We start from the raw sequence: 14172 nt of genomic DNA, 5'->3' as shown, positions 1-14172 counted from the left end.
ATTCTCTAAAAGAAAGGATGAAAGGGAAGAAACGAATAATAGTAACTCTGCTGTTTTTAATCAACATCATAATGTTGGTGGCAGCCGTTATTCCCCATCACCATCACCCCAACGGAATGATTTGCATGAAGCAGGACTTGCCTGTAGAACAACAATGTCCCACGCATCATCATCACCCGGGAAACGATTCATGTTGCAGCAGCGAATGTATGACTCGTTTCTACTCTCCCACTCCATCCGTACATACGGATAGCGGACCGGATTATGTATTCATCGCTACCCTGTTCACGGATGTAATCATCGAACATCTATTACGGCCACAAGAGAGACGGATTAAGAACTATTACGTCTACCGAGACTCTCTGCATGGCACGGATATACACCGTGCCACTCCTCTTCGTGCCCCTCCCTACTCTGTTTTTGCGTAAAAGCGTAAATGCAAATCAGTTGCATTTGCGTTACCTTATCTTTGTAGCGTAAAAAAACAGTAAAATTTAGTAGGAAAATATCATTATGAAAAAACTTATTTTCGTAGGAATCCTAGGCTTATTCGTGCTGGGTTCCTGTAATAATAGTACCGTCACACACACACACAATGAACACGATCATGCCACGGAAGGACATAATCACGAGGCAGAGGGTTCCAATCATTCTCATGAAGGCGAATGTAGCGGAGAACACAACCATGAAGCGGCCGATGGACATAACGAGTCTGCCGAAGCGCACAGTGATGAAATCATCCTTCCGAAGGCAAAAGCTGAAGCAGCCGGTGTCAAGGTGAGCGTTATCGAACCTGCACCTTTCCAGCAAGTGATTAAAACCAGCGGACAGGTGCTGGCTGCCCAAGGTGATGAATCGGTTGCCGTAGCTACAGTGGCCGGCGTTGTATCTTTCCGTGGAAAAGTAACGGAAGGAATGAGCGTCGGCAGCGGCACGCCGCTAGTCACGATTTCTTCAAAAAATATCGCCGACGGTGATCCGGTACAACGTGCCCGCATTGCCTACGAGGTATCTAAGAAGGAGTACGAACGTATGAAAGAGCTTGTTAAAAACAAGATTGTATCTGACAAGGATTTTGCACAGGCAGAACAAAGTTATGAAAATGCCCGCCTTAGTTACGAAGCCCTTTCCAAGAATCATTCGGCTATCGGCCAAAGTATTACAGCTCCTATTGCAGGATATGTGAAAAGCATTCTTGTGAAAGAAGGCGACTACGTGACCATCGGACAACCGCTGGTGAGCGTGACGCAGAATCGTCGTCTTTTCCTCCGTGCCGAAGTGTCGGAAAAGTATTATCCATACCTCCGTACAATCAGTTCCGCCAATTTCCAGACTCCTTATAATAATCAGGTTTACGAGCTGAAAGCATTGAACGGCAAACTTCTCTCTTTTGGAAAAGCTGCCGGAGACAACTCTTTTTATGTGCCTGTCACTTTTGAGTTCGACAATAAAGGGGAAGTGATCCCCGGATCATTCGTGGAGGTATTCTTGCTTTCTTCAGCGATGGAAAACGTACTGTCTCTTCCACGCACGGCACTGACAGAGGAACAAGGAATCTTCTTTATCTACCTGCAACTGGACGAAGAGGGTTATAAAAAACAGGAAGTAACGATAGGAGCCGACAACGGTAAAAGTGTTCAGATCCTGACCGGAGTGAAGGCTGGCGACCGTGTAGTGACCGAAGGTGCTTATCAGGTTCGACTGGCAAGCGCAAGCAATGCCATCCCGGCACATAGTCACGAACATTGATTAAATGAAGAATTAGAAATGAAGAATGAAGAATTTGGCTGCGCAATAATTGGTATATGTTTATTGCACGTGCTGCATAGTCATTCTTAATTCTTCATTTCTAATTCTTCATTCTTAATTCTTAATTCTTAATTCTTAAAGAAATGCTTAATAAAATTATACATTACTCCCTACACAACCGGTTGGTTGTAGTCTGCGCGGCCATCCTCCTGCTAATTGCGGGAACGTATACCGCCATGCATACGGAAGTAGACGTATTCCCCGACCTGAACGCACCTACGGTAGTCATCATGACAGAGGCCAACGGTATGGCTGCGGAAGAGGTTGAACAGCTCGTCACTTTTCCTGTTGAAACTGCCGTAAACGGAGCTACGGGTGTGCGTCGTGTCCGCTCTTCTTCTACCAACGGATTTTCCGTTGTCTGGGTAGAATTTGATTGGGGAACCGATATTTATCTCGCTCGCCAGATTGTTAGCGAGAAGTTAGCGGTGGTGAGTGAATCACTGCCGGTCAACGTTGGTAAACCGACACTCGGCCCACAATCTTCCATCTTGGGCGAAATGCTCATCGTCGGTCTGACTGCCGACTCCACTTCGATGCTCGATCTTCGTACGATTGCGGACTGGACTATCCGTCCCCGTCTATTGTCTACCGGAGGAGTGGCACAGGTTGCCGTACTCGGAGGAGATATCAAAGAATATCAGATTCAGCTGGATCCCGAACGGATGCGTCATTACGGCATTTCGATGGGAGAAGTGATGGCTGTGACACAGGATATGAACCTGAACGCAAATGGAGGTGTGCTCTACGAATTTGGAAATGAATATATTGTACGCGGTGTACTTTCAACTTCTAAAACAGAGCAACTTGGCAAAGCGGTAGTAAAGACAGTGAACAACTTCCCTGTCACGCTGGAAGATATTGCGGACGTAACCATCGGACCGAAAGCCCCGAAACTGGGAACTGCTTCAGAGCGTGGAAAATCTGCCGTACTGATGACTGTTACCAAACAGCCGGCTACCAGTACGCTGGAACTGACGGATAAACTGGAAACATCTTTGAAAGACCTTCAAAAGAACCTGCCACCGGACGTAAAAGTTTCAACGGACATATTCCGTCAAAGCCGCTTTATCGAGAGTTCCATCGGCAATGTGAAGAAATCACTCTTTGAAGGAGGTATTTTTGTAGTAATCGTACTTTTCCTGTTCCTGGCAAATGTGCGCACTACATTGATTTCATTGGTAACACTGCCTCTTTCTCTGCTTGTTTCGATTCTGACGCTGCATTACATGGGACTGACAATCAACACCATGAGTTTAGGAGGTATGGCGATAGCCATCGGCTCATTGGTAGACGACGCCATCGTCGATGTGGAAAACGTGTATAAACGACTGCGGGAGAACCGTCAGAAAGCAAAAGCGGAAAGGTTAAGTACACTCGAGGTGGTATTCAATGCTTCGAAAGAGGTGCGGATGCCTATACTTAATTCTACGCTGATTATCGTTGTCAGCTTTGTACCGTTGTTCTTCCTTAGCGGAATGGAAGGCAGAATGTTGGTTCCGCTGGGCGTTGCCTTTATCGTGGCATTGTTCGCGTCGACAGTAGTTGCTCTGACGCTGACTCCGGTGCTCTGTTCTTATCTATTAGGAAGCAATAAGACAAACAAGGAACTGAAAGAAGCTCCCCTTGCCCGTTGGATGAAAGGGATTTATGAAAAGGCACTGACTTGGGTGCTGGCACACAAACGAGTGACACTTGGAAGTACAATCGCACTCTTTGTGGTTGCGCTCGGAGTGTTCTTTACACTCGGACGCAGTTTCCTTCCTTCCTTTAATGAAGGATCGTTCACCATCAATATTAGTTCTCTACCGGGTATTTCACTGGAAGAAAGCAATAAAATGGGACATCGGGCAGAAGAGTTATTGATGACGATTCCCGAAATACAAACCGTAGCCCGGAAAACGGGACGCGCCGAACTGGACGAGCACGCGTTAGGGGTAAACGTTTCTGAAATAGAAGCTCCGTTTGAACTGAAAGATCGTTCGCGCAGTGAACTGGTAGCTGATGTACGTGAAAAGTTGGGTACTATCACCGGGGCAAATATAGAAATCGGACAACCAATCAGCCACCGTATCGATGCTATGTTATCGGGTACGAAAGCGAATATCGCTATCAAGCTATTCGGAGACGATCTGAATAAAATGTTCTCACTCGGTAATCAAATTAAAGGAGCTATCAGTGATATTCCCGGTGTTGCCGACCTGAACGTGGAACAACAGATTGAACGTCCGCAACTGAAAATACAGCCTAAACGGGAAATGTTGGCTAAGTTCGGTATTACTCTGCCGGAGTTCTCGGAATATGTGAACGTAGCTTTGGCTGGAAAAGTGATCTCGCAGGTTTATGAGCAAGGCAAGAGTTTCGATCTGATCGTGAAAGTGAAGGATGATGCCCGGGATGAAATAGAAAAAATCCGCAACTTGATGGTAGACACGAATGACGGTCGCAAAGTTCCTTTGAGCTATGTAGCAGAAGTGGTATCGGCCATGGGACCAAATACGATCAACCGCGAGAATGTAAAACGTAAAATTGTGATTTCTGCCAATGTGGCCGACCGCGATTTGCGTAGTGTTGTAAATGATATTCAGAAACGCATCGACACATCGGTGCAACTGCCCGAAGGCTATCACATCGAGTATGGCGGACAGTTTGAAAGTGAACAGGCTGCCAGCCGGACACTGGCGCTGACTTCATTTATCAGCATCGTAGTAATCTTCTTATTATTGTATAATGAGTTCCGCAGCGTGAAAGAGTCGGGCGTCATCTTGCTGAATCTTCCGCTGGCACTGATCGGTGGTGTATTTGCTTTGGTGATTACAACAGGAGAAGTCAGTATTCCGGCTATCATCGGTTTCATTTCCTTGTTCGGTATTGCAACGCGTAACGGTATGTTGCTCATCAGCCACTACAATCATCTGCAAAAGGAAGAAGGTTTGAATGTGTATGATAGTGTGATCCGAGGTTCTCTCGACCGTCTGAATCCGATTTTGATGACGGCATTGTCTTCTGCACTGGCACTGATTCCATTGGCACTCGGCGGCGACTTGCCGGGTAACGAGATTCAAAGTCCGATGGCAAAAGTGATTTTAGGAGGGTTATTAACGTCTACTTTTTTGAACGGTTTTATCGTTCCGATTGTTTATCTGATGATGCATCGGAAAAAGGCTCAGGAAAGCCTGTAGCAGGTGATGTTTTTCCTCGGTGAGGAAACCATCGTTCCCCGGTGAGGAACCAAGTGTTTCTCGGTGAGAAACGGATCGTTCCTCGGTGCCAAACAAATAGATGCCTTATCATAAAGTATCTATCAACAATAGCTTGTAATAAATAAAGAAATTAGAAATGAAACAAATCATGACCATAAGCGCTGCACTTCTTTTCTTAACCATAGGCGAAGTGCAAGCCCAAAACGGAATTGAACAGGTATTGAAGAATATCGAAACGAACAATAAGGAGTTGCAGGCAAACGAGCAACTGATTACTTCGCAGAAGCTGGAAGCTAAAACGGATAATAACCTGCCTGATCCTACTCTTTCTTACGCACATCTATGGGGAGCGAAAGATAAAAGCGAAACAATCGGCGAACTGGTCGTTTCACAAAGCTTTGATTTTCCCAGCTTATATGCTACACGCAACAAGTTGAATCGTCTGAAAGCCGGAGCTTTTGACAGTCAATCGGATGTTTTCCGTCAAGAGAAGCTGTTACAGGCGAAAGAACTTTGCTTGGATATTATCATGCTTCGTCAGCAAAAGCATATTCTGGAAGAACGCCTCCGCAATGCGGAAGAACTTGCAAAGATGTATGCCAAGCGTCTTCAAACAGGAGATGCAAATGCTCTCGAAACCAACAAAATCAATCTGGAACTGTTGAATGTCAGAACAGAAGCGTCTCTGAACGAAACAGCACTCCGCAACAAACAGCAGGAGTTGAATACGCTGAATGGTAATATTCCGGTAGTTTTCGAGGAAAACCAATATCCGGCTATACCTTTCCCAAGCGATTATCAAATATTGAAGTCGGAAGTCATGGCAACGGACCGTACTCTTATGGCACTCGGCAACGAAAGTCTTGTTGCCCGTAAACAGATTGCTGTCAATAAATCACAATGGCTACCCAAACTGGAACTCGGCTACCGCCGGAACACAGAAACAGGCGTACCTTTCAACGGTGTAGTGGTAGGTTTCTCTTTCCCACTTTTCGAAAACCGGAATAAGGTAAAAATCGCTAAAGCACAGGCTCTTAACATTGACTTGCAAAAGGATAATGCTACCCTGCAAGTAGAGTCCGAATTGGCACAGCTTTACCGGGAAGCGAAAACACTGCACGCTTCGATGGAAGAATACAGCAAGACTTTCCAGTCGCAACAAGATCTGTCACTGCTGAAACAAGCTTTGACAGGTGGACAAATTAGTATGATTGAATATTTCGTTGAAGTTTCTGTCATCTATCAAAGCCATCAAAATTATCTGCAACTGGAAAATCAGTACCAGAAAGCAATGGCACGGATTTACAAGAGTAAGCTGTAAATAGTACATAAAATCCTTTAGACATGGATTACGCCGAACATATTAATTTCTATTTTAAGTGATGTAAGTATGTTTATATAATAATTTCAGGCACGGATTACACGGATTTCACGTTTTTCAGCAATATGATTACCATAAAGCAACAGCGTAATCCGTGTAATCCGTGCCTAAATATATCTCCCCTCTCCCTCTCATTTTCTTCAAGTTCCAACTAAATATTTCAAAATAATATGTTACATTTGCAACGAACATAAAATACAGATTATGAGACCTAAACAATTCTATCTATTCATGTTATGTTGCATCCTTACACTATTCAGTGGATGTAAAGAGGATGAAGAAAATCCACTTCGTTTTTACAACAGTGAATATGAAGTGCCCATGGGTGGCAGACGTTACCTTGGACTGGAAAGCGGAAATGGTGATTACTCACTTGAAGTTAAAGACACACGCATCGCAAGCGCAGGAACCGAAACCGGCTGGACCGGAGTACCTGCCGGACGTATGATTTATGTTACCGGTATTCTCACCGGGCAAACTTATCTGACAGTAACGGACAACGCCACACAAGAAACCTGCACCCTGCCAATCAAGGTTGTCGACAATTACGAGGATATAAAGTTGCTCCGCAGCTACTTGTCTAACTTACCCAACGGAGACGCAAATCTTCTGCCCGGCATTTCCGACATTTTTCTAATTAACAATCACGCGCGGGATGCTTATTTTTTCAAACAGGGAGAACAAACAGCTTTTTCATCCGGACTAACCTTAATAACTCGAGGAAGTTACAAACTGGAAAAAGAAGAAGGAAATAATGAGAAAGCTATACTGACTCTCACCTTTTCGGAAGATGTGGCAACACCTATTTCCAATCATAAATTCATCTTGTGGGGAAACGCATACGTATTTCACCGCTTGGATAAAAGCTTGAATCTGAATTGGAATACTCCACCCATCGGAGAAACGCGAACATCACCTGCACCACCTCCTTCCTACACGCTGGAAGAAATCGCTGGAGGTGAACCAGGCACAGGCAAACAAATTAGTTTTACCCTTTCCGAACAGGAAATACCTGCCGGAATACTGCCTTAATCAGCAGGGTCTTCTTTAATCAACTGTACTTTCCGATAATATGCGTATATTTTCCGGCAAGTATCCGCTACGAATACGCCATTCTTGCGGATAGAGATTATTGGCACGATTACCGATGTTCTTCACAAATCCGAGAGGAATATGCTGGTACGTAAGCAAAACATATCCACGAGGGGCTGTTACCGGCAAGGTAATGGCCTCTTTTCGTAAATAAGTGATAGCCTGTTTATAACTTATTTCTTCCGTAGCGAAAGCTTCCCGGCATAAAAGTGAACTACACATCGCCAATGCATGGTCAGGTATCAAATCCTTTCCTTTCACTTCTCCTATCTCCACTCCTGCCGATACGATTTTCAGGCATTGTTTCATCGCTATTAATTCATCAGCATAATGCTTTGAAAAAGCCCGGATACTTGTTCCTTCTGCCGACAATATATACTTGTCCGAATTTTCATCATTCAGCCAGCTTTTTGCAATATTCAGCTGTTCTTTCGAAACAGGAGAAGAGGCTGCTCCTCCTTTCTTATCTTTCTTTTTAGAAGTCTTCTCCTTGGCAAAAGAAGATACCGGAATCTCGTCTCCTGTCTCCGGCTTCCGAAAAGCTGCCAGGAAAAAGCCTTCGCCTTTCGTCTTATGAGGGAAAAAATGATAGACAGGAATAGAAGATTTAGAACCATCACAATTATCCGGTAAAAGATCTCCTGTTATATTCCAGTTTTCCTGTATCTGCACAGTTAACGGTTCGGCTCCATACTCTTGTTGAATCCAACGTGCATTCTCTTCGTCCTCTTTTGTATTAAATGTACACGTACTATATATAAGAATTCCCCCAGGCTTCAACGTATCCCAAATATCACCAATAATCCGCCGCTGGCGCTGCCAACAGATTTCTACATTCTCGGGACTCCACTCTTCTACAGCGACAGGGTCTTTACGGAACATACCTTCACCGGAGCAGGGAACATCTGTAAGAATCACGTCAAAGAAAGACGGCAAAGCCGAAAAATCTGCCGGATCATTATTGGTTACTACCACATCCGGATGTCCCCACTTCGTTAAATTCTCCGCAAGAATCTGCGAACGGTTCCGGATGACTTCATTAGCCACCAGTAAACTCCCTTCAGGAAGCACACTACGGGCATGAGTAGACTTTCCACCGGGAGCTGCACAAAGATCCAGCATCTTCACCGGTCCGGTGACATACTGCCGGAGCACCTGCTCCACAAACATAGAAGAAGCCTCCTGAACATAATAACAACCTGCATGAAACAATGGATCAAACGTGAAAGTGAGACGCTCATCCAAATAAAAGCCTTCGGAAGACCAAGGGACTTGATTTAATTCTAAATTAAAAGTTGAAAGTTGAAAATCAGTAATACAGCCTGCTTGCGGTACAATTCTGCATTTTCCATTTTCAATTTTTAATTTCCCATCATTCAACCGGATGCTGACAGGTGGTTCTTGTTGGATAGCAACAGCTAATTTGTCGTATTCTTCATCGCCCAACAGGGCACGGGTATAATCTATGAAAGAAGCGGGTAATTCCATTTTTCGTTATTAATTTCCGCAAATATCAAAAATATTTCGTCTCTTTGCAACTTTCTATGATATTAACTACGTCTAACAGACAAAGAAATAAATAAAAAAACTATTGATATGAAAAATTTTCTATTAGCATTGATGGTTGTACTGACCACTTGCACACTGGCTATTGCCCAAAACCAAACTACTGTTGTCCGCGATTCCGTCGGAAAAGTAAAGGTAACTGTGACCAAAGACAATAAAGCAAAAACAAACAATACTGCTGTCACAGTCATCGGTGTAGATACAGCGGACACTGATTCCACAGAAGTAGATGCAAACTCAAGTAATGTCAGTACTGGTCATGGTAAGGCCAGTTTTACATTCGAATCGGATGACGACGATTTCCCATTCCACGGCTTTGGTATCAACGGAGGAATTCTCGTAGCAATCATATCGATCATTGCCGTTTTCGGATTTCCGGTATTCATTCTGTTTGTAATCTTCTTCTTCCGTTATAAAAATCGGAAAGCACGCTATCGTCTTGCCGAACAGGCACTCGCTGCAGGTCAGCCATTGCCAGCAGAATTTATTCGTGAAAACAAAACGGTTGACTCACGTTCACAAGGCATCAAGAACACCTTTACAGGTATCGGTCTTTTCATCTTCCTTTGGGCAATCACCGGTGAATTCGGAATTGGAGCGATCGGTTTACTCGTTACATTTATGGGTATCGGACAATGGATCATCGGTAGTAAACAACAGGCTCAAGGTACAGATGCTCCCCGGACGTATACTACCCATAAAGATGAAAAAAAGAATCAGGATAACATCAAAAACGATAGCTTCGAAATTATCCCTTCCGCACCCGGAGAGAAACATAATGAAGTAAACGAAGCAAAGAACGACGAGAATAAATGAGCCAACTCAATGATATATCGTTAGTCGCGCAGGTCGTGGTGTTCAAGAACACCAGGGCCTTCGACCAGTTGGTGGAGAAGTACCAGTCGCCCATCCGGCGATTCTTCCTGAACCTAACTTGCGGCGACAGCGAATTGAGTGACGACCTTGCACAAGATACATTTATCAAAGCATATACAAACATTACCTCTTTCCGAAACTTGTCAAGTTTCTCTACGTGGCTGTACCGTATTGCTTATAATGTTTTTTATGATTATATTCGCAGCCGGAAAGAGACAGCCGACTTGGATACAAAGGAAATAGACGCCATCAACAGTACCGAACAAGAGAATGTAGGACAGAAAATGGATGTTTATCAGTCACTCAAAATGCTGAAGGAAGTGGAAAGAACCTGCATTATGTTGTTCTATATGGAGGACATTAGTATCGACAAAATAGCAGGTATTGTAGGAGTACCGTCAGGAACGGTGAAAAGCCACCTGTCACGTGGAAAAGAAAAATTAGCAACGTATTTAAAACAAAACGGTTATGACAGAAATAGACAATGATAAGCTCTTGCGCGATTTCTTCGCAGAAAACAAGCAGGAAATAGCAGACAACGGATTCAGTCGCCGTGTCATGCACCATTTACCCGGTCGTAGCAACCATCTGGCTCGTATCTGGAGTGCCTTCGTAATGACTGTGGCTGCCGTACTTTTCGTATGGTTAGGCGGATTGGAAGCAGCTTGGGGAACAATAAGAGAAGTATTTATCGGCATGATTAATCATGGCACTACCAGCCTTGATCCAAAGTCAATTATTATCGCAGCTGTTGTATTATTATTTATGGCTACACGAAAGGTTGCTTCTATGGCATAAACAAAATAAATACAGATTAAAAGTCCAAAGCATAAGTTTCCCGGATTTTTATATTTATGAGTCAAAGAACTCTTTATCCCTCCCTTTTAGTGTTAAACAATAATAAATCTACCCTTTACTCCAAGTAAGCCCAAACATAGATGTTGTATATTTGTTGCTCTGTAAACTAAAATAGAGAGAAGAGTTTTGAAATTACGTATATTTATTTTATTTCTGTTCCTGTCTTTATTACATGTTCAGGCAGATGTCATCGACAGTCTGATGACGCAGCCCAGAGACTCAATCGGACTAACAAGCGATTCCCTAGTACTGCATTTCCTAGAAGAGTCGGGAATCCCTATATCTGATAATAATAAAGTCAAACTGCTAAAAAGCGGACGGGAAAAGTTTATCGATTTATTTGAAGCCATCCGGGAAGCTAAACACCATGTTCATCTGGAATATTTCAACTTCCGAAATGACTCCATTGCCAATGCTTTGTTCACTTTATTAGCCGAAAAAGTGAAAGAAGGCGTTGAAGTACGAGCTATGTTTGACGCTTTCGGAAACTGGTCGAACAACAAGCCCCTTAAAAAGAAACACCTCAAGAAAATACGTGAACAGGGAATCGAAATCGTCAAGTTTGACCCGTTCACCTTCCCTTATATCAATCACGCCGCCCACCGCGACCATCGCAAAATTGCTGTTATCGACGGAAAAGTGGCATATACAGGCGGAATGAATATCGCCGATTATTATATCAACGGACTACCCAAAATCGGAACCTGGCGTGATATGCACATGCGTATCGAAGGGGATGCAGTCAACGATTTGCAAGAGATTTTCCTGACGATCTGGAACAAAGAGACTAAACAGAACGTAGGAGGAGAAGCTTATTTCCCCCAACATGAGGGACAGACAGACAGCACAAATATCGTTGTAGCAATTGTAGACCGTACCCCGAAAAAGAATAGCCGTATGTTGAGTCATGCCTATGCCATGAGCATTTATTCGGCACAAAAGAATGTTCATATCGTCAATCCTTATTTTGTACCGACTTCTTCCATCAAAAAGGCGTTGAACCGGACAATCGACCGGGGAGTAGATGTAACCATCATGGTTTCCTCTGCTTCCGATATTCCTTTTACCCCGGATGCCGCACTTTATAAGTTACATAAACTGATGAAAAGGGGAGCTACTGTCTACATGTACAACGGGGGATTCCATCACTCGAAAATTATGATGGTCGACGACTTGTTCTGCACAGTCGGTACTGCCAACCTGAACAGCCGCAGCCTACGATATGACTACGAAACAAATGCCTTTATTTTTGATAAAAGAATAACGGGGGAATTAAATAATATGTTCCGAAACGATATCGAGCATTGCACCCAGCTGACACCGGAGTTTTGGAAAAAGCGTTCTCCCTGGAAGAAGTTCGTCGGCTGGTTTGCTAATTTATTCACTCCATTTTTGTAATTTTGTACGGAGAATCATTTTCACTGCAAATTATTCATTATGAAACAATACCTGGATTTACTCAATCGCGTGCTAACCGAAGGCACGGAAAAAAGTGATCGTACCGGAACCGGAACGATCAGTATCTTCGGTCATCAGATGCGTTTTAACCTTGATGACGGTTTCCCGTGCCTGACAACCAAAAAACTGCATCTGAAATCAATCATATACGAATTGCTTTGGTTTCTGCAAGGAGATACAAACGTGAAATACCTGCAGGAACACGGAGTACGTATTTGGAACGAATGGGCGGACGAGAACGGTGATTTGGGTCATGTCTACGGTTATCAATGGCGTTCATGGCCTGATTACAACGGCGGCTTCATCGACCAGATCAGCGAAGTAGTGGAGACCCTCAAACACAATCCGGATTCACGCCGTATCATCGTTAGTGCGTGGAACGTAGCAGATTTGAACAATATGAATCTACCTCCCTGCCATGCATTCTTTCAGTTTTACGTAGCAAACGGGCGGTTGAGCCTGCAACTATATCAACGCAGTGCCGATATATTTCTCGGTGTTCCCTTCAATATTGCTTCATACGCATTATTACTGCAAATGATGGCACAAGTGACAGGTTTGAAAGCCGGCGATTTCGTTCATACTTTCGGTGATGCTCATATCTACCTGAACCATCTGGAACAAGTGAAGCTCCAATTATCACGGGAGCCTCGTCCATTGCCGCAAATGAAAATCAATCCGGACGTAAAAAACATCTTCGATTTTAAATTTGAGGACTTCGAGTTAGTAAACTATGATCCGCATCCGCATATTGCAGGAGCAGTAGCCGTGTAAAAAATATGAGTAAAGTATCCATCATTGCTGCCGTAGACCGCCGCATGGCTATAGGCTTTGAGAATAAGCTTCTTTTCTGGTTACCGAATGATTTGAAACGTTTCAAAGCATTAACTACCGGAAACACCATACTTATGGGACGCAAAACTTTCGAGTCATTACCGAAAGGCGCATTGCCCAATCGAAGAAATATCGTTTTATCTTCCAATCCGGATACAGTATGTTCCGGTGCGGAAGTGTTTCCTTCACTCGAAACGGCTTTGAAAAGTTGCCGGGAGGATGAACATATTTATATTATAGGAGGGCCAAGCATTTATCAGCAGGCTCTTTCCTTCGCTGACGAACTTTGCCTGACAGAGATAGACAGTACAGCTCCCGAAGCTGATGCCTATTTTCCGGAAGTATCTTCAAAGGTATGGCAGGAAAAAAGCAGAGAAGCCCATCCTGCGGATGAGAAACATCTCTGCTCCTATGCTTTCGTTGATTACGTAAGAAAGTAAGAAAATTGTTTCTTACTGTGATCCAACCACGAATACTGACTAATGATTAATCTTCATCTTCTATGTCGACCATAATCGGCATCTGCCGCTTAATGGCTTCATGGAAGGAGATTAATGTTTCGGTACGCGCCAAGCCCAATGGTTGCAACTTATCGTGAATAATACTCAATAAGTGGTGGTTATTCTTTGCGTAAATTTTAATAAACATATCGTATTTTCCGGTAGTGAAATGACATTCCACCACTTCGGGGATAGCTTCTAAAGCTTTTGTTACCGAGTCAAAGGATTCGGGGTCTTTTAGATATATACCAATATAAGCGCAAGTCTCATATCCAATTTTCTCGGGGTCGATAACATACTCCGAACCTTTTAATATTCCTAGATTAGTAAGCTTCTGAATACGCTGATGGATCGCAGCACCGGAAACATTACATGCTCTTGCCACTTCCAAAAAAGGAATACGCGCATTCCCTGCAATCAGTCTCAGAATTTGCTCATCTAAAGCATCTAATTGATGATGTCCCATTTTTGAATCAAATTGTTTTTATCAATGAATCTTTTATGCAAAGTTAGCGATTTTTCGACAACAAATACTATAATCTATTACTTTTATTTGCAGAAAGCGGATAAGTCAACAATAGTTCGTACCTTTGCG

General features: G+C 43.5%; 13 protein-coding genes. 11 read left to right on the top strand and 2 right to left on the bottom strand.

The window, feature by feature from the left end; translation table 11 throughout:
* Window positions 1-17 precede the first annotated feature (17 nt).
* From HMPREF9009_RS11010 to HMPREF9009_RS10990, 5 genes are all read left to right on the top strand, one after another.
* The gene (locus tag HMPREF9009_RS11010; RefSeq protein WP_008024755.1) at window positions 18-428 is read left to right on the top strand and encodes a DUF6769 family protein; all 411 of its coding nucleotides are present in this window, start codon (window positions 18-20) and stop codon (window positions 426-428) included.
* An 85-nt stretch (window positions 429-513) separates the two neighbouring features.
* Window positions 514-1749: an efflux RND transporter periplasmic adaptor subunit gene (locus tag HMPREF9009_RS11005; RefSeq protein ID WP_049702128.1), complete on the top strand. Its 1236-nt coding sequence runs from the start codon at window positions 514-516 to the stop codon at window positions 1747-1749.
* Between the two features lie 143 nt (window positions 1750-1892).
* Window positions 1893-4991, top strand: coding sequence for an efflux RND transporter permease subunit (locus HMPREF9009_RS11000; protein ID WP_049702127.1), 3099 nt, complete (start codon window positions 1893-1895; stop codon window positions 4989-4991).
* 157 nt (window positions 4992-5148) lie between these two features.
* Entirely contained in the window at window positions 5149-6333 is a 1185-nt protein-coding gene (locus tag HMPREF9009_RS10995; protein ID WP_008024761.1) for a TolC family protein, read from the top strand.
* Between the two features lie 264 nt (window positions 6334-6597).
* A complete protein-coding gene (locus HMPREF9009_RS10990) occupies window positions 6598-7425 on the top strand; it encodes a hypothetical protein (protein WP_049702126.1) in 828 nt (275 codons plus the stop codon).
* A gap of 15 nt (window positions 7426-7440) precedes the next feature.
* Here the strand turns inward: HMPREF9009_RS10990 and HMPREF9009_RS10985 are convergent, their stop codons facing one another.
* Window positions 7441-8973, bottom strand: coding sequence for a methyltransferase RsmF C-terminal domain-like protein (locus HMPREF9009_RS10985; protein WP_049702125.1), 1533 nt, complete (start codon window positions 8971-8973; stop codon window positions 7441-7443).
* Window positions 8974-9081: 108 nt separating this feature from the next.
* Between HMPREF9009_RS10985 and HMPREF9009_RS10980 the strand changes: the two genes are divergently transcribed.
* The 6 genes from HMPREF9009_RS10980 (at window position 9082) to HMPREF9009_RS10955 (ending at window position 13517) form a co-directional block, all read left to right on the top strand.
* On the top strand, window positions 9082-9867 hold the full coding sequence (locus HMPREF9009_RS10980) for a DUF6249 domain-containing protein (RefSeq protein WP_049702124.1): 786 nt from the start codon (window positions 9082-9084) through the stop codon (window positions 9865-9867).
* Window positions 9864-10415 (top strand): RNA polymerase sigma factor, encoded by a 552-nt coding sequence (locus HMPREF9009_RS10975; protein ID WP_049702123.1) that lies wholly within the window; start codon window positions 9864-9866, stop codon window positions 10413-10415. Before HMPREF9009_RS10980 ends, HMPREF9009_RS10975 begins: the two co-directional genes overlap by 4 nt.
* A complete protein-coding gene (locus HMPREF9009_RS10970; protein ID WP_049702122.1) occupies window positions 10396-10725 on the top strand; it encodes a DUF5056 domain-containing protein in 330 nt (109 codons plus the stop codon). The genes HMPREF9009_RS10975 and HMPREF9009_RS10970 overlap by 20 nt, the downstream gene beginning before the upstream one ends.
* 186 nt (window positions 10726-10911) lie before the next feature.
* Window positions 10912-12183 carry a cardiolipin synthase gene (cls, locus tag HMPREF9009_RS10965; protein ID WP_049702121.1) on the top strand — a complete coding sequence of 424 codons (1272 nt, stop codon included), beginning with the start codon at window positions 10912-10914 and terminating at the stop codon, window positions 12181-12183.
* Window positions 12184-12222: 39 nt separating this feature from the next.
* Window positions 12223-13017, top strand: coding sequence for a thymidylate synthase (locus HMPREF9009_RS10960; protein ID WP_008024773.1), 795 nt, complete (start codon window positions 12223-12225; stop codon window positions 13015-13017).
* A 5-nt stretch (window positions 13018-13022) separates the two neighbouring features.
* On the top strand, window positions 13023-13517 hold the full coding sequence (locus HMPREF9009_RS10955; protein ID WP_049702120.1) for a dihydrofolate reductase: 495 nt from the start codon (window positions 13023-13025) through the stop codon (window positions 13515-13517).
* Between the two features lie 46 nt (window positions 13518-13563).
* On the opposite strand, the gene HMPREF9009_RS10950 is transcribed toward HMPREF9009_RS10955, so the two are convergent.
* Complete coding sequence (locus HMPREF9009_RS10950; protein ID WP_004315769.1) at window positions 13564-14043, bottom strand: Lrp/AsnC family transcriptional regulator; 480 nt, start codon at window positions 14041-14043, stop codon at window positions 13564-13566.
* Between the last annotated feature and the right edge of the window lie 129 nt (window positions 14044-14172).

Origin of the sequence: Bacteroides sp. 3_1_13, assembly GCF_001185845.1 — a bacterium.
Taxonomy (GTDB): Bacteria; Bacteroidota; Bacteroidia; order Bacteroidales; family Bacteroidaceae; genus Bacteroides; species Bacteroides xylanisolvens.
This window is presented reverse-complemented; position numbering and strand designations above follow the sequence as displayed.

Bases quoted from the DNA above. Each gene is read 5' to 3' on its own strand.
- HMPREF9009_RS11010 (WP_008024755.1), top strand. From the start codon at position 18: ATGAAAGGGAAGAAACGAATAATAGTAACTCTGCTGTTTTTAATCAAC.
- HMPREF9009_RS11005 (WP_049702128.1), top strand. From the start codon at position 514: ATGAAAAAACTTATTTTCGTAGGAATCCTAGGCTTATTCGTGCTGGGT.
- HMPREF9009_RS11000 (WP_049702127.1), top strand. From the start codon at position 1,893: ATGCTTAATAAAATTATACATTACTCCCTACACAACCGGTTGGTTGTA.
- HMPREF9009_RS10995 (WP_008024761.1), top strand. From the start codon at position 5,149: ATGAAACAAATCATGACCATAAGCGCTGCACTTCTTTTCTTAACCATA.
- HMPREF9009_RS10990 (WP_049702126.1), top strand. From the start codon at position 6,598: ATGAGACCTAAACAATTCTATCTATTCATGTTATGTTGCATCCTTACA.
- HMPREF9009_RS10985 (WP_049702125.1), bottom strand. From the start codon at position 8,973: ATGGAATTACCCGCTTCTTTCATAGATTATACCCGTGCCCTGTTGGGC.
- HMPREF9009_RS10980 (WP_049702124.1), top strand. From the start codon at position 9,082: ATGAAAAATTTTCTATTAGCATTGATGGTTGTACTGACCACTTGCACA.
- HMPREF9009_RS10975 (WP_049702123.1), top strand. From the start codon at position 9,864: ATGAGCCAACTCAATGATATATCGTTAGTCGCGCAGGTCGTGGTGTTC.
- HMPREF9009_RS10970 (WP_049702122.1), top strand. From the start codon at position 10,396: ATGACAGAAATAGACAATGATAAGCTCTTGCGCGATTTCTTCGCAGAA.
- HMPREF9009_RS10960 (WP_008024773.1), top strand. From the start codon at position 12,223: ATGAAACAATACCTGGATTTACTCAATCGCGTGCTAACCGAAGGCACG.
- HMPREF9009_RS10955 (WP_049702120.1), top strand. From the start codon at position 13,023: ATGAGTAAAGTATCCATCATTGCTGCCGTAGACCGCCGCATGGCTATA.
- HMPREF9009_RS10950 (WP_004315769.1), bottom strand. From the start codon at position 14,043: ATGGGACATCATCAATTAGATGCTTTAGATGAGCAAATTCTGAGACTG.